This is a genomic window from Arthrobacter sp. CC3 (assembly GCF_039907775.1).
In the GTDB taxonomy this organism is placed as follows: domain Bacteria; phylum Actinomycetota; class Actinomycetes; order Actinomycetales; family Micrococcaceae; genus Arthrobacter.
In genome coordinates this window covers 78,537-96,688 of the sequence record NZ_JARCCY010000004.1, presented here as the reverse complement: position 1 = coordinate 96,688, position 18,152 = coordinate 78,537, and the positions used below count along the sequence as shown (strand labels likewise).

The 18,152-nt window shown below is 65.0% G+C and carries 16 protein-coding genes; all 16 read right to left on the bottom strand.

From position 1 onward, the window contains the following. Nucleotides 1-30 precede the first annotated feature (30 nt). Nucleotides 31-2,919, bottom strand: a complete 2,889-nt coding sequence (locus tag PV761_RS03630) for a DEAD/DEAH box helicase (RefSeq protein WP_347894459.1) — start codon at nucleotides 2,917-2,919, stop codon at nucleotides 31-33. A 24-nt stretch (nucleotides 2,920-2,943) separates the two neighbouring features. Next, the gene (gene tatC, locus PV761_RS03625) at nucleotides 2,944-3,738 is read right to left on the bottom strand and encodes a twin-arginine translocase subunit TatC (protein ID WP_028269205.1); all 795 of its coding nucleotides are present in this window, start codon (nucleotides 3,736-3,738) and stop codon (nucleotides 2,944-2,946) included. A gap of 48 nt (nucleotides 3,739-3,786) precedes the next feature. Beyond that, nucleotides 3,787-4,071, bottom strand: coding sequence for a Sec-independent protein translocase subunit TatA (gene tatA / locus PV761_RS03620; protein ID WP_028269206.1), 285 nt, complete (start codon nucleotides 4,069-4,071; stop codon nucleotides 3,787-3,789). A 32-nt stretch (nucleotides 4,072-4,103) separates the two neighbouring features. Continuing rightward, complete coding sequence (locus PV761_RS03615) at nucleotides 4,104-4,481, bottom strand: hypothetical protein (RefSeq protein WP_347894456.1); 378 nt, start codon at nucleotides 4,479-4,481, stop codon at nucleotides 4,104-4,106. 10 nt (nucleotides 4,482-4,491) lie between these two features. Beyond that, nucleotides 4,492-6,492 (bottom strand): WYL domain-containing protein, encoded by a 2,001-nt coding sequence (locus tag PV761_RS03610; protein ID WP_347894454.1) that lies wholly within the window; start codon nucleotides 6,490-6,492, stop codon nucleotides 4,492-4,494. Nucleotides 6,493-6,614: 122 nt separating this feature from the next. Continuing rightward, nucleotides 6,615-7,010, bottom strand: a complete 396-nt coding sequence (locus tag PV761_RS03605; RefSeq protein WP_028269209.1) for an FKBP-type peptidyl-prolyl cis-trans isomerase — start codon at nucleotides 7,008-7,010, stop codon at nucleotides 6,615-6,617. A gap of 43 nt (nucleotides 7,011-7,053) precedes the next feature. Next, nucleotides 7,054-7,983: an FKBP-type peptidyl-prolyl cis-trans isomerase gene (locus tag PV761_RS03600; RefSeq protein ID WP_028269210.1), complete on the bottom strand. Its 930-nt coding sequence runs from the start codon at nucleotides 7,981-7,983 to the stop codon at nucleotides 7,054-7,056. Nucleotides 7,984-8,094: 111 nt separating this feature from the next. Then, complete coding sequence (gene pafA / locus PV761_RS03595) at nucleotides 8,095-9,459, bottom strand: Pup--protein ligase (RefSeq protein ID WP_028269211.1); 1,365 nt, start codon at nucleotides 9,457-9,459, stop codon at nucleotides 8,095-8,097. A gap of 1 nt (nucleotide 9,460) precedes the next feature. Next, nucleotides 9,461-10,168: a proteasome subunit alpha gene (prcA, locus tag PV761_RS03590; RefSeq protein ID WP_347894451.1), complete on the bottom strand. Its 708-nt coding sequence runs from the start codon at nucleotides 10,166-10,168 to the stop codon at nucleotides 9,461-9,463. Between the two features lies 1 nt (nucleotide 10,169). After that, nucleotides 10,170-10,997: a proteasome subunit beta gene (prcB, locus tag PV761_RS03585; protein WP_347894449.1), complete on the bottom strand. Its 828-nt coding sequence runs from the start codon at nucleotides 10,995-10,997 to the stop codon at nucleotides 10,170-10,172. An 87-nt stretch (nucleotides 10,998-11,084) separates the two neighbouring features. Next, nucleotides 11,085-11,288 (bottom strand): ubiquitin-like protein Pup, encoded by a 204-nt coding sequence (locus PV761_RS03580; RefSeq protein ID WP_028269214.1) that lies wholly within the window; start codon nucleotides 11,286-11,288, stop codon nucleotides 11,085-11,087. An 84-nt stretch (nucleotides 11,289-11,372) separates the two neighbouring features. Beyond that, nucleotides 11,373-13,046 (bottom strand): depupylase/deamidase Dop, encoded by a 1,674-nt coding sequence (dop, locus tag PV761_RS03575; RefSeq protein WP_347894446.1) that lies wholly within the window; start codon nucleotides 13,044-13,046, stop codon nucleotides 11,373-11,375. After that, nucleotides 13,043-14,824 carry a proteasome ATPase gene (gene arc, locus PV761_RS03570; protein ID WP_028269216.1) on the bottom strand — a complete coding sequence of 594 codons (1,782 nt, stop codon included), beginning with the start codon at nucleotides 14,822-14,824 and terminating at the stop codon, nucleotides 13,043-13,045. The genes dop and arc overlap by 4 nt, the downstream gene beginning before the upstream one ends. Nucleotides 14,825-14,906: 82 nt before the next feature. After that, nucleotides 14,907-15,974: a tRNA (adenine-N1)-methyltransferase gene (locus tag PV761_RS03565; RefSeq protein WP_028269217.1), complete on the bottom strand. Its 1,068-nt coding sequence runs from the start codon at nucleotides 15,972-15,974 to the stop codon at nucleotides 14,907-14,909. Between the two features lie 103 nt (nucleotides 15,975-16,077). Continuing rightward, a complete protein-coding gene (locus tag PV761_RS03560; protein WP_347894444.1) occupies nucleotides 16,078-17,289 on the bottom strand; it encodes a site-2 protease family protein in 1,212 nt (403 codons plus the stop codon). Beyond that, nucleotides 17,258-18,007, bottom strand: coding sequence for an HAD family phosphatase (locus PV761_RS03555; protein ID WP_347894442.1), 750 nt, complete (start codon nucleotides 18,005-18,007; stop codon nucleotides 17,258-17,260). The genes PV761_RS03560 and PV761_RS03555 overlap by 32 nt, the downstream gene beginning before the upstream one ends. Nucleotides 18,008-18,152: the final 145 nt, after the last annotated feature.

The following is an 18,152-nucleotide window of genomic DNA, read 5'->3' as shown; positions in this document are numbered from 1 at the left end:
TGGAAAATCTGCGGACGGGTCCGGTGGGGGTCACACCACGGTGGAGTAGGCGACCACGCCGCGGCGCACCAGGATGATGGCCTCCGAACAGAGCCGTGAGAGCCTCGGATCCAGGCCGGGGATCTTTGCCAGCTGGTCCAGGAGGTCGATGACCTGCTTGACCCACCGGACAAAGTCGCCGGCTGCCAGGTCCGTGCCGCTGAGGACTTCCTGGAGATGCCTGCCCTTGGCCCACTTGAAGATGGGCCACACGAGGCCCAGCTCCGGTTCACCGGTCAACGGAAGCTTGTTCTCCTCCTCGGCGTCCTCCAGCATGGACCATTCCCTGACGACGATGTCGACGGCGGTCTCCAGCGACACGCTGGGCATCCGGGGCCGCAGTCCGCGTTCTTCCCGCTTGGCCTGGAAAACCAGCACGCTCGCCAGGGCCGCCACTTCGGTGGCGTCGAGGTCGCTGAACGCACCTTGCCGCAGGGACTGGGAAATAAGGAGGTCCTTTTCGCCGTAGATCCGGCGCAGCTTCTGGCCGTCGGCGTTGATGGACACCCTTCCCGAATCGGACGTTTCGAGGTAGCCGTAGCTGGAGAGAAGGTCGCAGACGCGGTCAAACGTCTTGGCGATGGTGTTGGTCCGGCCCTGGATTTCGCGGACCAGTCCGTCCGTTTCGCGGCGAAGCTTCAACCAGCGCTCCGACCAGCGCGCGTGATCCTCGCGTTCACTACACCCGTGGCAGGGATGGGACCGCAGGGCCAGCCGTAGTTCGGTAATCCGCTTCTCTTGGTCCGGCAGGGCCGCCGCCCTGCCGAAATCAGTGTTGCGGGTGTTGCCGGGCGCAGGGGGACGGTTTTCCCGGATGGCGTTGCGCACCGACGACGCCAGGTCCTTGCGCGACTTGGGCACCTTCGCGTTGAACGACTTGGGGATGCGGACCCGGGTCACCGGGGTGATGGGTCCTTCAAGGTCGTGGATGCCAATCCTGCGTAACTGGTTGTCCAGCGTCAGCACGGCGGGGCGCGGCTCGCGGGAGTTGTGGTCTGAGCCGAGCACCACGGCCAGGCCGGGTGCCCTGCCTGTCGGCACGTCCACCACGTCGCCGGGGAGGAGCCTGCTCAGGGAGTCCTCGGTAATGGACTTGCGGGCCTTCGAGGTGCTGCGGGAGGCGGCGTTTTCGGTGTCCGAAAGTTCCCGCCGAAGCCGGGAGTACTCGGTGAAGTCCCCGAGATGGCAGGTCATGGATTTCTGGAAGCCGGCCAGGGATTCCTCCCTGCTTCGGACCTGCTTGGCCAGGCCAACCACGGAACGGTCCGCCTGGAACTGGGCAAACGAGGATTCCAGGATTTCCCGCGCGCGCGGCCGGCCGAACTGCGCCAGGAGGTTGATGCTCATGTTGTACGTGGGGCGGAAGCTCGAGTTCAGGGGGTAGGTTCGGCGGGATGCGAGGCCTGCCACTGCCGTGGGGTCCGTCCCGGGCTGCCAGAGCACCACGGCGTGGCCTTCGACATCGATGCCGCGGCGTCCGGCGCGGCCGGTGAGCTGGGTGTACTCGCCGGCGGTGATGCCAACGTGGGCTTCTCCGTTGAACTTGTCCAGCTTTTCGAGCACCACCGAACGTGCCGGCATGTTGACACCCAGCGCAAGGGTTTCGGTGGCGAAGACCGCCTTGACCAGGCCTTCGACGAAGAGTTTCTCCACGACTTCCTTGAACGTCGGGAGCATTCCTGCATGGTGGGCTGCCAGGCCACGCAGGAGTCCATCCCGCCAACTCCAGAATCCGAGGACGTCCAGATCGTCAGAGGGGATGTCCTGTGCCGCTTCGTCAACGCGGCTGGCGATGATCTGTTGTTCCCGCTCGGTGGTCAGCCACAAACCTGCCGCGACGCATTGGGCCACTGCAGCGTCGCAGCCGGCGCGGGAGAAGATGAAAGTGATGGAGGGCAGCAGGTCCTGCCGGTCCAGGCTGGCGATGACCTGGGGGCGGCTGGCCTTGCGGACGGCACCCTGCTGGCCCGCTTGGGAGCGGTCGCCGCGCTGGTTCTGCTGGCGACGCTGGCTGCGGCCGCCATGGCCGAAGCGGGCCCGTGAATTCATCTGGCTCTCGGTGCGTGCCATTGCCAGCAGGTCCGGGTTCACTTCAAATCCCCGTTCGAGGGCGACGTTGGCCGTCATGGCCGTTGCGCCGGGGTTCGATTCGCCTTCGGGGGCAATTTCATCGAAGGTGGTTTCGCCCGCGAAGAGGTCCACGATCTCGCGTCCCACCATGACGTGCTGCCAGAGCGGCACCGGCCGGTGCTCGGTAACAATGACTTCGGTGTGTCCGCGGACAGTGTCAAGCCATGCACCGAACTCCTCGGCGTTGGAGACTGTGGCGCTCAGCGAAACCACCTGGACTTCGCTCGGCAGGTGGATGATGACTTCTTCCCAGACGGCGCCGCGGAACCGGTCAGCGAGGTAGTGGACCTCGTCCATGACAACGAAGCCGAGGTCGTCCAGGGTGTCTGAATCCGCGTAGAGCATGTTCCGCAGGACTTCGGTTGTCATCACAACAACCGGGGCGTCGCCATTGATGCTGGTATCGCCCGTCAGGAGTCCAACGTTCTCCGCGCCGTATTTGTCCGCCAGCTCCGAGTACTTCTGGTTGCTCAGCGCCTTGATCGGGGTGGTGTAGAAGGCCTTGAGGCCGCGCTGGAGTGCCAGATAGATGGCGAACTCCCCCACGATGGTCTTGCCGGCACCGGTGGGGGCCGCGACCAGCACTCCCCTGCCCTGTTGCAGGGATTTACAGGCCTGGCGCTGGAAATCGTCGAGTTCGAAATCCAGCGTGCGGACGAACGCGCCGAGGTACGTGTTGGCTTCTGCGGTCCGTTCGGCACTGGCCCGATAGAGTTCGGATGGCGACTGTGGCCCGGTTGTGGAGGACATACTTCCAGCCTAGTGGGCGAGGGGCTACAGTTTCCCCAGTTCCGAGCCGGGCGTCGCGACGTCGGCCGTCGCGTCAGTTTCGGCGGCGATCTTCGCAGCCTTACGGTCCCGGCGCCGGTCGTTGAAGATACAGAGTCCGATGGCGGCGAAAAACAGTGCAAGCAGCGGGCCTGCGAGCAGGAACATGGACAGTGCGTCCGCTCCCGGCGCCGCGACGGCGGCCAGCACGAACACCAGGAAGACTGTGATGCGCCATGCTTTCAGGATGGTCTCGCCCCTGATGATGCCGGCCATGTTGACGCCGACCAGGACCACGGGGACCAGGAACGCGAGCCCAAGGAACAGGACCATGCGGGTGACGAAGTCGACATAGTCGCGGGCATCGATGAGGTTGGAGAACCCGGCAGGCGTGAACTGGGTCAGCGCGCGCACGACCTGCGGCGTCACCATCCAGCCAACCCAGACGCCGGCAAGGAAGAGCGGCACGGCTGCGGCCATATAGCCGAGCGTGTAGTGCCGTTCCTTCTTGGTAAGGCCGGGGGTGATGAAGGCCCACAGCTGGTAGATCCAGATGGGGCTCGAGATGACGGCGCCGATCAGCAGCGAAAGCTGCAGTTTGAAGTCAAACGGCGACGCAATGCTCGAGAAGTTCACCGAAGAGGTGCCGCCGGTTGTCTCGGCGATCCGATCGACGGGTTCCTTCAGGGCGCTCAAAACCGGGTCGTAAAGGATCCAGCCCCCGATGCCGCCTATGACGAGTCCAATGGCCGACTTAATGAGCCGGTTCTTGAGCTCCTTAAGGTGGTCCATCAGGGCCATGCGGCCCTCAGGGTTGGATTTACGGCCCTTCGTCAGTGCCACTTCAGGTCAAACGCGGTTCGACGGCGGAACGTCGGTTCCGTCGGCGCTGCCGGACTCACCGTTTTGCGGCCGGGACTGCGGGTGGTTGACGATTTTGCCTTCAACCGGGTCCGTGCCGTCCTTGGCCTCGGGCTTGCCGTCGTTCTTCATTTCCTTGACCTCGGACTTGATGATCCGCATTGACTGGCCGAGGCTGCGGGCCATGGCCGGAAGCTTGGGTGCAGCAAAGAGAAGCAGAGCCACGATGATAATAATGACGATGGGCCAAGGGCCATCAAAGAGTCGTCCCACTGGAAGTCCTTTCCTCGAAATACATCCTACGTCTAACCGAAATCGATGTCGCGCAGCGCCTGGAGCTGGCCACGGTCCGCTTTGCGCTGAACGCGCCGGCGGCGGCGTTCATCCCTGCGGGAGGATTTGGACGTGAGGTAATCATGTCTCATCTGCATCGGCGAGGCAAAAACCGCTGAACCGGCCACCGGGTGGCGTCCCGGGCCGTGCTCCCCCTCGGGCGCCTGGCCCGGCAACGATGCAGGGTCGGTGAGGCTGGCGAGCGGTGCGCCGAAGCGTTCACCGGCAGCGCCCAGGTCCCTGGCCGTGGCCATGAATTGCCTGAACAGCCTTATTCCCAACAGCACATAGAAAAGAAGGGAAACGGCTACGAGCGCTATCCAGATCAGGATCCAAGACCACCAAGGCATGCTGAGTAGTCTAGCCGCCGTAGCGGGCCAAAGCCGCGCCGATCCAGTCACTGGCAGCCTCAGCCAGGCTGGCCGGCGCAAGGATACGGACGGCTCCGCCGTGCTGGGCGACGAACGTCGGCAGCCACCCGGTGCTGCCGAACCTGATTTCGGCCAGGACACCGCCGGTGGGGAGCGGAGCCGTCCGCTCCGAGTAGTAGTCGTCGGCGAGTCCGATGCCCTGTGGCGCCAGTTCCACGATGACCAGAGTGTCGTCGTCGTTCGGGGTGAAGAGTTTCACCGGGAAGCCCTCTGCGGGCTTCGCCGCTTCGGTCACGGGCCGGCCGTTCGGTTCCAGGCTCTCGATGCGGTCCAGGCGGAAGTTCCGGAGCCCGTGTGCGCTGTGGCAGTAGGCCTCGAAATACCAGGTGTTGTCCAGTGAATAGAGCCGCAGCGGGTCGACATCCCGCTCGGACATGGAGTCGCGTTGCGCGGAGAAGTAGGTGAGGTGCAACTGCCGGCCGTCCGCAATGGCCTGCCGGATCGTGGCAAGGTCCGCGGAATTCGCCGGACCCACCTGCGGTCCGGCGATGGATGCTGCCTTCAGGCCCTCCTCCCCCGCGGCCGCCATCAGTTTCACCGTGACGGACTCCAGGGCGTTCCCCTCTGCGAGCTCAGGCAGGCCGTTGAGGGTCTCCAGGCCGGTCAGGAGTGCGCATGCCTCGTCCACCGTGAACCGGACCGGACGATTGAGGTCAAGGTCCTGGGTGATGTAGACGTGGTCGTCCTCCCACTGAATGTCCAGGAGATCGTCCGGGTACCCCTCGGGCAGGCCGGAGCAGATCAGGATCCGCAGGTCGTCTTCCAGTTCCCTCCTGGTCACGCCGAAACTGGAAGCAACCTCAGTGATGTGCAGGCCCTGGTTGTGGACCAGGAACGGGACCAGCTGAAGCATCCGCTTGAGCTGGTCCTCGGACGTTCGCTTCCGCGGGCGCTTCGCCGGGGCAGCTTCCGAGAAGGCGACCGCGGGCACCGGAGATGCCGCGAAGTCCGCTGCCGCCTGCAGCCTCCTCCGGACTGCCGATACCAGTTCGTTAGGCGCACGGACCACCACGTTGGGCCCGTAGGAGGCGAGTTCCTCGCCCAGCACCTCAGCATCCCGGAAAGGGACGCTGAGCCGGTCCCACCCGGCGTCGGGCGCGTCCAGCGGCACGTCCGGCGGGGTGTGTGCGGCGGCTGCGGTGACGCGCTTGCGCAGGCCGAGCACCCTGCCTTCGGCCACGTCCACGACCGCGGACTGCACCGGCAGTTCGGGGAGGGAGTCCAGTTCCAGCCGGACGTTGAAGCCTTGGGGCCGCATGTAGTGGTCCTTGTCCAGGACAGCTACGGCGGACGTAAAACGGGAGAGCCGGAAGAAACGCTTCGCGTGACGGGCCCGGTCAAAGCCCACCAGGTACCACTGCCCGAAGCGGCTGCCCAGGCCCCAGGGCTCAACGGTCCGGGCCTCTTCACGGCCTGTGCTGCCGGCCAGGTAGGTGAAGCTGACGGGATGCTGGGCGTGCATCGCCCTGATCAGGTCCTCAAAGGCCTGGCCGGCGGGTTTGATCCGTGGCTGAACGCCGGCCGGGAGTTCGGCCTCCGTGAGGCCGCCGGCCGCCTGCAGCTTGCGCATGGCGTCTTGCGCCGCCGATCCGAGTGCGGCCTGCTCCCAGAGCTGGGCCGCCAGGATGAGCACCGTGCATTCGGCGGAGGTGAGGCTGACGTCGGGGAGCCGGTTGGACTCCTTGCCGATGCGGTAGCGCGTCGTGGCGGGATCGTCGGAGCCCCAGCCCTGGTCCATCACTGTTTCGACGTCGAAGCCGAACTGGCGGAGGTCGCTCTTGTCCCGCTCGAACATGCGGCCGAAGGCAACCTCGCTGCTGCTCGTGTCGTGGTACACCTTGTCGCGCAGTTCACTGCGCCGCAGGCCGTAGCGGGTGTTGAGGAGCGCGATGAGCAGGTTCAGGAGGCGTTCTGTACGTGAGGCGGACACCTTGGCTACGTTACTAAAGCCGTTGCGCCTTAACGCCGAAAGCGCGGCAACAAACGGAAATTTCCTTCCGATTGTTACCGCGCTTCCTAGGCGTGTCCGGTTGGTGCCGGGCCGTCGTCCGTTTAGCGGACTCCGACGAGGTCCACAACGAAGATCAGTGCTTCGTTGGGTCCGATCGCTCCGCCGGCACCGCGGGAACCGTAGGCGAGCTCGGAGGGAATTTCCAGGCGGCGGCGGCCGCCGACCTTCATGCCCAGCAGGCCCTGGTCCCAGCCCTGGATGACCTGGCCAACGCCAACGCGGAAGTCCAGCGGTGCACCGCGGCCCCACGACGCGTCGAATTCTTCGCCGGTGGACCAGGCGACTCCGACATAGTGGGTGGAGACGGTGTCGCCCGGCTTGGCCTCGGCTCCGTCGCCCTCAATGAGGTCGGTGATCACCAGTTCGGTGGGGACATCCCCCTCGGGGAAGTCAATTTCCGGCTTCTGGCGGTCGAAATTGCGCTGTCCAAATGACATGTTTGCTCCTTCTTGGTTTGGGTTGGCTTGGAAGTTGGGTGGCTTACTTGACGCCGAGGATATCGACGACGAACACCAGATCGCCCTTGGCTTCACCCTGTCCGGCGTCACCGTAGGCGAGGTCCTTCGGGATGACCAGGAGGACACGGGAGCCCACGGTCTTGCCGGCGAGGCCCTGGGTCCAGCCCTTGATAACGCCGGTCAGCGGGAAGCTGGCTTTTTCGCCGCGGTCGAAGCTGGAATCAAACTTGGTTCCGCCGTTGAGGGTGACGCCCACGTAGTTGACGGTCAGCGTGTCGGTTTCCTTGACGGCCGGACCGGTGCCCTTGATCAGGTCCTGCGAGACGAGGGCTGTCGGTGCCTTGACACCGTCGACCGAGATCTCCGGGATTCCCTTGTCGTTTTCCTTGACGGTCGGCAGTCCGGCGGGCGGCGTGACCGTCTCACCCTCCGGCTTGTCCAGCACCTTCGGGGCATCCTTGGCGGCGAGCACCTTCACAACAAGCAGCTGCGTGGGGCCGGCCTCGGTGCCTCCCTGGGCGGCCTGGCCCGGCACGGCGAGGGCAAGCTGCGAACCGATTTTGGCGCCAACAAAGGCGTTGTAGATCACGGCGTTGCCGGTCTTGAGGGCGTCGTTCAGCTCAAGCGGCTCGGGGTCCTTGGCAAAGGTGTCCTCGAGCGTGCTGCCGTCCTTGCCGCTGACGGCGAGGATGGAGATGTCGGCGATCTGGTTGGCCTTCAGGCGCTCTCCGGTACCCTCGGTGACCACCTTCACGGTGGGTTCCTTCACGTCCAGGGGCTTGTCGAATTCGACGCCAGGTGCCTTCTTGTCCCCGTTGTCCGTAAGCTTCAGGGAGTCGAGCTTGGCGGTCTCGCCAGCAGACTGGCTGGTGGGTTCCGGGGCTGCAGGCGATCCGCCGCAGGCGGTGATCAGCAGCAGTCCGGGAATGAGAATTGCTAGTAGTCGGCGCACGTAAGAACTTTCGTCGGGGCAAGATGGATGCGTTGCCGCGAGTGGTGCGCGCGGCAACGCAGTCGGGGCCGGATAAACGGCCCCATCCAGAATAGCCCCTGAAGCTGGGTATCAGCCCATAGAGTCCAGCAGGGCGTCCACCCGCTCGTCCACGTTGCGGAACGGATCCTTGCACAGGATGGTCTGGTGGGCCCGGTCGTTCAGCTTCAGATGCACCCAGTCAACGGTGTAGTCGCGGCCCAGTTCCTGGGCGCGGCGGACAAAGTCGCCCCGGAGCTTGGCGCGGGTGGTCTGCGGCGGCGCATCGACGGCATCCTTGACGGCTGTGTCGTCCACCACCCGGCGGACGGCTCCCCTGGACTGCAGCAGGTAGTAGAGCCCGCGCGTGCGCGAAATGTCGTGGTAGGTGAGGTCCAGCTGGGCGATCCTCGGCGCGTCCAGGCCGAGTCCGTGCCGGTTGCGGTAGCTGTCCATCAGCTTCTTCTTGATGGCCCAGTCGATCTCGGTGTCGATCGTGCTGGTGTCCCCGCTCTCGATGGCAGTGAGCGTCCGTTCCCACAGGTCCAGGATGAGGGGCACGTGCTGGTTGTGTGCGCCGTTTTCGGCGACGAACGACGTCACTTTGTTCAGGTACTCGCGCTGGATCTCCAGAGCCGTCAACTGCCGTCCGTTGGCAAGCCGGATGAGCGCCCTGCCGCTGAGGTCGTGGGAGATCTCGCGGATGCTGCGGATCGGATTCTCCATCCGCATGTCCCGCATGATCACGCCCGCCTCGATCATCCGAAGGATCAGGTCCACGGTGCCGACTTTCATCAGGGCCGTGGTTTCGGACATGTTGGAGTCACCCACGATCACGTGGAGGCGGCGGTAAAATTCCGCGTCTGCGTGCGGCTCGTCCCGGGTGTTGATGATGGGACGCGACCGGGTGGTGGCCGACGAAACGCCTTCCCAGATGTGGTCCGCGCGCTGCGAAAAAGCGAAGGTGGCACCGTGCGGGGTCTTGAGGATCTTTCCGGCACCGGCGATCAGCTGGCGTGTCACCAGGAAGGGAATCAGGATCTCCGCCAGCCTCGAGAATTCACCGCGGCGGGGTATGAGGTAGTTCTCATGGCTGCCGTAGGAATTGCCTGCGGAGTCGGTGTTGTTCTTAAAGAGGTAGACCGTGCCGTTGAACCCTTCGGCGGCAAGTCGTTCCTGTGCCTCGTCCACGAGGTCGTCCAGGATCAGTTCGCCTGCGCGGTCGTGGGCGATCAACTGCGCCAGGTCATCACATTCGGCGGTTGCGTACTCGGGGTGGGACCCCACATCGAGGTACAGCCGGGAACCGTTGGTCAAGAAGACATTGGATGATCGTCCCCAGCTGACCACCTTGCGGAAGAGGTAGCGTGCCACCTCCTCAGGTGCGAGCGGACGCGAGTCAGGGCTCGAGTATGAGATCCCGAACTCGGTTTCAATGCCGAAAATTCGCTTGTCCATTTCAGTTCTCCTCAGACAACAGGGCGGCGATTTCGTCGTCGTCGAGGCGCCGGAAAGCCCGCCGGGATCCCCGGGTGCTCTCTGAGGCGCGGTCCAGTACCGCCACTTCCAAGGCTGACGCCGGCAATTCGCCGGCCTCCTTGTCGGTGACGAGCCCCTTCATAGCGAGCCTGATGGCACCGGCGAAGTTCAATTCCCGCTGCCACCCGCCCTCGACGGTTTCGGAGACTTTGTCGGCCTGGCCGCCCATCACAATAAAGCGCTTTTCGTCGGCGATCGACCCGTCGAACGTCAGCCGGTACAGGTGGTCGTCCGCCGAGTTGCCGCCGACTTCCACCACAGCGAGCTCAACTTCGAACGGCTTCTGCTCGGCCGTAAACACGGCGCCGAGGCTTTGCGCGTAGACGCTGGCAAGTCCCCTGGCGGTGACGTCTTCCCGGTCATAGGAGTAGCCGCGGACGTCCGCGTACCGGACACCCGCCTGGCGCAGGCTCTCGAACTCGTTGTACTTGCCGACGGCGGCGAAAGCGATTTTGTCGTAGATCTCCCCGATTTTGTGCAGCGACGGCGACGGATTCTCCGCAACGAGTGCAATCCCCTCTTCGCAGCTGATCACCACGACGGAGCGGCCCCGGGCAATTCCCTTCCGTGCGAAATCCGCACGGTCCTTCATCAGCTGTTCGGGCGACACATAAAACTGTTGAGTCATATCAGGCCTCCCGCCGTGCAGCAGTTCTGGCCTCGATGATGGTGCCCGCCACGGCCGCCAGATCATGTTCGGGGATGCGCCTGGCGCCTGTCCGGCCCACGGTGTAGACAACCGGCCACAATTGCCGGACGGGGTCCGGCCCGCCGGTTGCCGAGTCGTCATCGGCCGCGTCGTATAGGGCTTCAACGGCCACAGCGACCGCCTCGGCTTCGGTAAGTCCCGGCCGCCAGAGTTTCTTCAGGGCTCCGCGGGCAAACATGGAACCGGAACCCACGGCGTGGTGTTCCTGCTCCTCATATCGTCCGCCGGTGACGTCGTAGGAAAACAGGCGGCCGGTGCCCGCCGGCAGGTCGAAGCCGGCGAAGAGCGGCACCACGGCCAGACCCTGCATGGCCATGGGCAGGTTTCCGCGGATCATCGCGCCGAGCCGGTTGGCTTTGCCCTCCAGGCTCAGCAGCGTTCCTTCGATCTTTTCGTAGTGCTCCAGCTCCACCTGGAACAACCGCGTCAGGTCGATGGCGATGCCTGCGGTGCCGGCAATTCCCAGCACCGAGTACCGGTCGGCCGGGAAGACCTTTTCAATGTGCCTGCTCGCGATGATGTTCCCCATCGTGGCGCGGCGGTCGCCGGCCATCAGGACGCCGCCGCCGTATGTCAGCGAGACGATGGTGGTGGCGTGCGGCACCTGCAGCGGCTGTGAACCGGCGCCGGCCGAAACGGCTGGCAACGGCTGATTGAAGGGAAGTAAGCCGGGCCTGTTGCGTTGGAGGTGTTCAGTGAATGATGACGTCGCGTTGGCAGCTACCTGGTTGGCTGTGGTGTCCTGCACTGATGCACTCCTTCAACGTGGTGGGTCAACGTCTCTTCGGCCGTCCGGGCTGCCGTCCCTCCGGTTCAGGCGAGGGCAGCCTGGGCCCTACTGGCCGCCTTTTTGGACGAAGGCCCGGACGAATTCTTCGGCATTGGATTCGAGTACGCCGTCGATTTCATCCAGAAGATCGTCCACACCCTGGGTGGCTGCCGATGCCTGGGCATCCCCGGATGCGGGCGGCGTGGCGGGGGCGTCGTCTTCGAATTCGTCATCGCGTGACTGCGGCTGCTGCTGCTCCTGGCCTGCCATTTCCTTCTCCTTCTATCCGTCCCCGACGAGAGGGGACATCCTGTAAGCCCCATATTGCCACGCCTTTTGCCGTGGTGGGGTGCTTTATGCCGGTGGCGGAGGCGGAGTTTGTCCGAGCAATTCGGCCAGGAACGATCCGGCGTCCCTGTGCCTCGCGAACAGGCCTCCGGTGAGGGCCTCCGTTCCCCTCAACGGCTCGCGGGTAGGCACGCGCTGGAGGCGTCCGTGGCCGGGGACGTCGAAGATCACCGAGTCCCAGCTGGCGCCCACAACGTCTTTGCTGAAGTTGCTGACGCAGCGCCCCCGGAAGAACGCGCGCGTGTCCGACGGCGGTTCCGTCACCGCACGCGCGATCGTTTCGTCGTCGACAATCCTGTCCATGCGGCCCCGGGCAAGCATCCGGTGGTAGAGCCCCTTTTCCGGCCGGACGTCTGCCCACTGCAGGTCCACCAGCCCCAGCCGGGCGTCGTTCCACTCCAGTCCGTCCCGCTGCCGGTATCCGTCCAGCAGGGAAAGCTTCGCCAGCCACTCCACGGAGGAGGCGGCGGCCGGCCGGTTGCTGTCGAGATCGGTCAGTGTTGCCGCCCAGCGTTCCAGGAGGGCGTGGGTATGTCCGTCTCCGTCCACGGCATCGCCCACTCCCGTGTCCTGGGCGAGCTTCGCGGCGGCTTCGTAATAGATCCACTGCAGGTCCAGGGCCGTGACCCGTCGTCCATCCAGAAGCCGGAGGGTGGCCGTCAGTGAAGTGTCGTGGCTGACGGCCTGGAGGGCAGCCACCGGTTCGTGGACCTCGACGCGCGGAGCGAGCCCGGCCTCGATCAGGCTGAGCACCATTGCGGTGGTGCCGAACTTCAGGTAGTTGGCCACCTGGCTGAGGTTCGCATCGCCGATGATCACATGAAGCCGGCGGTACTTGTCCGCCGTGGCGTGCGGTTCGTCCCGGGTGTTGATGATGGGCCGGCGGATGGTGGTCTCCAGACCCACCTCCGCCTCGAAGAAATCGGCCCGCTGGCTGATCTGGTACCCCGGGCGGGAGCTGTCCTGGCCTATGCCCACGCGGCCGGCGCCGCACATGATCTGGCGCGTGATGAAGAACGGCGTCAACCCGCGGACAATGTCGCCAAAGGGGACCACGCGCGGCATGAGGTAGTTCTCGTGCGAGCCGTAGGACACCGATTTGTTGTCGGTGTTGTTCTTATAGAGGTTCACCGGCGGCAGTTGCGGATCGGCTGCCATCCTGCGCACCGCCGAGAGTGCCACAACGTCCCCGGCAGCGTCCCAGGTGACCGCGTCCGCGGGACTCGTGACCTCGGGGCTGGAATATTCGGGATGCGCGTGGTCCACGTAAAGGCGCGCGCCGTTGCCCAGCACCATATTCATCAGGAGCGAGCCGGTTTCGTCCTCGCCGTCCTGCTCCAGTTCTTCCCGTCCGTAGGCCAGTGCCACCGCCTCGGCATCCAGTACCGGCGGCTGGTCCGTCAGTTGGCTGGGGTCTGCCTGGTTCCGTTCCAAGGTCCAGCCGCGGGCATCATGCAGCGGTTCCTCGTCGGTGTAGTCCCACCGGGTTTCCGCGCCGCCGGCGGCCCGCTGGCGGGTCAGCTGGGCGTAGGCCTGGATCACCCGGGCGGACATCATCGTGGCGTTGGCGCCGGGCGCCGACGGTGCGTGGATGCCGTATTCGGTTTCTGATCCCATCACCCGCATTGCCCCGCCTGCAGGGAGCGGGCTGCCCGGTGCTCCTCCGCTGCGGGCCGTCACAGGTACTGGCCCGTGTTGGGCATTGTCTCGATGGACTTACCGGGCTCCTGTCCTGCCTTGCCCTGGACGATGGTGCGGATGTAGGTGATGCGCTCACCCTTCTTGCCTGAGATGCGTGCCCAGTCATCCGGGTTGGTGGTGTTGGGCATGTCCTCATGTTCACGGAATTCGTCGACGACGGCGCGCAGCAGGTGGTCGATGCGAAGGCCCTTTTGCTGTGTGGTCAGGAGGTCCTTGATGGCGTACTTCTTGGCACGGTCCACGACGTTCTGCACCACTGCGCCGGAGTTGAAGTCCTTGAAGTAGAGCATCTCGGTGTCCCCGTTGGCGTACGTCACCTCAAGGTACTCGTTGGACTTCTCGGTGGAGTACATCGCTTCAACGGTGCGCTGGATCATGGCATCGACGGTCTCCTGCACGTCTCCGCCGTGTTCGGCGAGGTCGGACTCGTGGAACGGCAGGTCCGTGGTGATGTACTTGTAGAAGATGTCGGCTGCGGCTTCCGCATCCGGACGCTGGATCTTGACCTTGACGTCCAGCCGGCCGGGGCGCAGGATGGCCGGGTCGATCATGTCCTCGCGGTTGGACGCACCGATGACAATGACGTTGTCCAGGCGTTCAACACCGTCGATCTCGCTCAGGAGCTGGGGCACGATGGTGGTTTCGACGTCGGAGGAAATGCCGGTGCCGCGGGTGCGGAACAGCGAGTCCATCTCGTCAAAGAACACGACGACGGGGCTGCCGTCCGATGCCTTCTCCCGTGCACGGGAAAAGATCAGGCGGATATGCCGCTCCGTTTCGCCCACGTACTTGTCCAGCAGCTCCGGGCCCTTGATGTTGAGGAAGTAGCTCTTGAGGTCCACGTTCCCGGTCCGCTCTGCTGCCCGCGCGGCCAGTGAATTGGCCACCGCCTTGGCGATCAGCGTCTTGCCGCATCCCGGCGGACCGTAGAGCAGGATTCCCTTGGGAGCCTTCAGGCCGTGTTCGCGGTAGAGGTCCGGGTGCAGGAAGGGAAGCTCGACGGCATCCCGGATCTGCTCAATCTGCGGGCCCAGGCCGCCGATGTCCTCGTAGGTGATGTCCGGGACCTCTTCGAGTACCAGGTTTTCCACCTCGGAGCGCGGAACCTTCTCCAGGGCATACCCCGTCCGGGAATCGATGGACAGGGCGTCGCCGACGCGGAGCTTCTCCGACATCAGTGCCCCCGAGAGGCGGATGACGCGTTCCTCGTCAGCGCGGCCCACCACCAGGGCACGGTCCGTGCCCAGCATTTCCTTGAGCGTGACCAGTTCTCCGGCGCGTTCGTAGCCGAGGCCGGCCACCACCAGCAGGGCTTCGTTGAGGAGGACTTCCTGCCCCACGGCCAGCTGGTTCATGTTCACCAGCGGGCTCACCCCCACGCGCATTTTGCGGCCGGCGTTGAAGATGTCCACCGATTCTTCCGTCGCGGCCTGCCCGCTGTTGCCGGCAGTGGGCTGCCGTTTGGGGTTCAGCTGCAGAATGGTGCCAAAGCTGTAGGGCGGCTGGCCCTCCTGGTCCAGGGCGTTCTTAAGACGCAGGATTTCCGCCTTCGCGGTTTCCAGCATGCCCACCAGTTTTGAATTGTTCTGCGTCGCGGCAGCAAGCTGGCGGTCTATGTGCCGCAGTTTGTCCCGGAGGATGTTCACTTGCCGGTCTGCAACTGAGAGTTCGTTGGCCACATAGCGGGCATTCTCAGGTTCCACAGCCCCTGCGGCCTCGTCCGGTGTCCATGAGGAGTCGTTGTTCGGAGTTTCCATCATGCATCAGCCCCTTCCTGCGCTTCTATTAAGACCATAGCCCCAAGAAGCCGGGTACTGCGGGAGACATCCGAAATACGGACTAGTTCGTGACCTCCGGATCGTCCTTCACGTTGGTTCCGGCAATGGCATCGCGGGCGGCGCGGCGGAGTTTCTTGTCCGAAACGAGCCGCTCCCCCACGGCGCCCGGAGTCCAGGCATTGACGTCTTCTTCGTTGAAGTCCGTCTTGGACGGCCGCCGCTTCACCGAGATGCCGGTGACACCGTCCGCGAGCCTGCGCGTGACCAGCAGGAAACCCGTGTGGGCAACCATGCGGTGGTCCGGCCTCACCGCCAGGCCTTCCAGGTGCCAGCCGCGGACCATGGATTCCCAGGCATCGGGCTCAGTGAAGCGGCCGTCGGCACGGATGGCCTCCGCCGTCCTGGACAGCTGCGTCACGGTTGCCACGTAGTTGATCCACACACCGCCGGGGGCCAGGACCGTGGCCACCGCGTCCAGGCATTCCCACGGCGCCAGCATGTCCAGCACCACGCGGTCCACGGAACCGGGAGCTTCGCTGCGAACCACTTCCTCCTGGAAGTCGCCGAGGGAAATCTTCCAGGCGGGGTGCGGGCCGCCGAAGATCGTTTCCACGTTGCCGCGGGCGATGTCCGCGAATTCCTCACGCCGTTCGAAGGAGTGCAGGTAGCCGTTGTCTCCGACAGCGCGCAGCAGCGAGATCGACAACGCGCCTGAACCGACGCCCGCCTCCACCACGCGGGCGCCGGGGAAGATGTCCGCCATGGTGACGATCTGGCCTGCGTCCTTGGGGTACACCACTGCAGCGCCGCGGGGCATGGACAGGACGAAGTCCGAGAGCAGCGGCCGAAGGGTCTGGTACTGCTGGCCCACGTTGTTCGTGACCACGGACCCGTCCACCTTGCCGATGATTTCATCATGGTTGAGGAAGCCACGGTGGGTGTGGAATGCTCCGCCGGCCTCCAGGGTGATGGTGTTCATCCGGCCGCGCTCGTCAGTCAGCTGCACACGTTCGCCCTCGCGGAACGGTCCGCGACGCCGGGCAGCACCCACCGGCATTGCACCGGTGGTGCCGGCGGCGTCTGCGGTGTCGACCGGCGTGATGTTGTTGGCGGCAGTTTCGCTGCTCATGGAATATTCCTCGCTTTTGTAAACCTGTGTGGCCGTGCATCAGGATGGCCCGGCATCAGTCGCCGGGCCCGGGGCGCCGGTATTTCACGACCGGCAGGTAACTCTACCGGTTCTGCGCCTTGGCGCGCCCGCTGCGGCGCATTTCCTTGCCTGTAATGGCGGTCACTACGGCGGATTGGCGGAGCAGGCCGGTCACTCTGCCGTGGTGATCGACCACTGCGTACTCCTGGCCTTCAAGCTGGGCAAGGAACTGCACGAGTTCCTGCCCCTGGGACCACTCGGGCACGTAGGCGCCTGCGCCCAGGGCGTGCGAAACCGCGGTGGCCGGCGTCACGGCTGCCGACGCCGCAGGGACGGACGCGACGGCGACATCGGAGACGACTCCGGCGGGCCGCCCGTCCGGTCCGCACAGGACAATTACCGGAGTTCCCTGGGGGGACAGCCGGAGGATGTCGGCCACCGTCGATGATTCCGGGATTCCAACGGCCGGGTCGGCGAGGGCGGCGGCGTTCACCAGGTGCAGCCGGCTGCGGAGCCGTCCGTGCTGGATGGAAGCCGAGGCCCCCATCCAGAGGAAGCTGCCCACCAGCACCGTGATGAGCATCAGCGACACGTCTGGGCGGTCACCGCGCGCCAGCGGAAGCAGGACGAACCAGACCGCGAGGCCAATGACGATGATCCTGCCCGCCCAGCCCGCGGCGACGGTGCCCTTTTCCTGGCTGCCGGTGGCTTTCCAGACGGCGGACTCCACGAGGCGGCCGCCGTCCAGCGGTAGCCCCGGCAGGACGTTGAAGATACCGATGAGCATGTTCGCCCAGACAAAGATGTTGGACAAGATGCCGACCACGCCGGAGGGGTCCGCGGCGAGGATATACAGCCAGCCGGCGCCGGCCAATGCCAGGTTCGCAGCGGGCCCCGCCATGGCCACCAGCACCGAGCGTCCGGGCGTGGCGGTAAAGCCCTCGAACTGGGTGTGGCCGCCCCAGAGATTGAGTACGATCTTTTCCGTGGGCCAGTGGAAGATCTTGGCCGTCAGGGCGTGCGCAAGCTCATGGACCAGGACTGAGATAAGCAGGAGCAGCGCATACGCGAAGGCCACGTAATAGGCGGCGATGCCCATGTCCGGGTATTGGCCTTCGAGTACCGGCCCGTAGACGATCACCGTGAACGCGGCGATGATGAACCACGAGTATGCCAGGACCACCCGGATCCCCGCGATGCGGCCCAGTGAGATGCCTTCCCTGCGGCCGTTGGGTGCCTTCGGGTCCGCGCCGCGTGTAGGTTCAGTCAAGGCCGTGGCTCCGGACTGCTGCATCCTCCAGGCCGATGTTCCCGGCCGGGAAGTCGGCCCGGCGGGCCACGAGTTGCTGCAGGTCGCTCACGGTGCGTCCTTCCAGGGAATGCCATGTTGCCCTGGCGGGGTCGGCGGGCAGCGGAACGATGTGCGGGATGGCCACAGTGGCCACTCCAGAGGCCATGGCGGCTGCGACCCCCGGTGCCGAGTCTTCCAGCGCCACGCAGTGGTGGACGGTGAGCGCCGGGTCTTCCTGCTGGAGAAGTTCAACTGCTTTGAGGTATGCCTCCGGGTGGGGCTTTCCGTGCGTGACGGTGTCCCCGGTGACCAGGAATTCGAAGTAGGGCTTCGGCAGTGCCGCGACCACCTCGCGCGCCAGGGGGCCCTCGGACATCGTCACCAGGGCGCACCGGACGCCTTCCGCGTGAAGCTGGTCCAGCAGTTCGCGGGCCCCGGGCCGCCACGGAACGGACTTGCGGACTTTGCTGACCACCTGGGCCGTCAGTGAATCGATAATCTCACGGGCCTCGAGCTTCACTCCGGCCTTCTGGAGGACACCGGCGGAGAAAACCAGGGACTGTCCCACGAGCTGCATCGCCTGGGCATGGGACCACTGCCCGCCATGGGCTGCGACCAGCGCATGCTCGGCTTCGATCCAGTACGGTTCGGTGTCGACGATGGTGCCATCCATGTCCCATAAAGCGGCTTTGAGGAGGGGCTGGGAGGCTGAGGATCGCATGGCTCCAAGTCTACGGTGCTGACATCCGCAGCAGGCCGGCACTACGCCCTTGGCGAATATCCTGCAGGACACCCCGGCGCTGCCGCGGTCCGGATGCGGCCCGCTGAAGATTTGTGGCGCTTCATTCCATGCACCCGGCGGGGTC

What these genes read in the sequence shown, in the direction of transcription:
- PV761_RS03630 (WP_347894459.1), bottom strand. Translation starts at nt 2,919, where the DNA reads ATGTCCTCCACAACCGGGCCACAGTCGCCATCCGAACTCTATCGGGCC.
- tatC (WP_028269205.1), bottom strand. Translation starts at nt 3,738, where the DNA reads ATGGCCCTGATGGACCACCTTAAGGAGCTCAAGAACCGGCTCATTAAG.
- PV761_RS03615 (WP_347894456.1), bottom strand. Translation starts at nt 4,481, where the DNA reads ATGCCTTGGTGGTCTTGGATCCTGATCTGGATAGCGCTCGTAGCCGTT.
- PV761_RS03605 (WP_028269209.1), bottom strand. Translation starts at nt 7,010, where the DNA reads ATGTCATTTGGACAGCGCAATTTCGACCGCCAGAAGCCGGAAATTGAC.
- pafA (WP_028269211.1), bottom strand. Translation starts at nt 9,459, where the DNA reads ATGGACAAGCGAATTTTCGGCATTGAAACCGAGTTCGGGATCTCATAC.
- prcA (WP_347894451.1), bottom strand. Translation starts at nt 10,168, where the DNA reads ATGACTCAACAGTTTTATGTGTCGCCCGAACAGCTGATGAAGGACCGT.
- PV761_RS03580 (WP_028269214.1), bottom strand. Translation starts at nt 11,288, where the DNA reads ATGGCAGGCCAGGAGCAGCAGCAGCCGCAGTCACGCGATGACGAATTC.
- arc (WP_028269216.1), bottom strand. Translation starts at nt 14,824, where the DNA reads ATGGAAACTCCGAACAACGACTCCTCATGGACACCGGACGAGGCCGCA.
- PV761_RS03565 (WP_028269217.1), bottom strand. Translation starts at nt 15,974, where the DNA reads ATGAGCAGCGAAACTGCCGCCAACAACATCACGCCGGTCGACACCGCA.
- PV761_RS03560 (WP_347894444.1), bottom strand. Translation starts at nt 17,289, where the DNA reads ATGCAGCAGTCCGGAGCCACGGCCTTGACTGAACCTACACGCGGCGCG.
- PV761_RS03555 (WP_347894442.1), bottom strand. Translation starts at nt 18,007, where the DNA reads ATGCGATCCTCAGCCTCCCAGCCCCTCCTCAAAGCCGCTTTATGGGAC.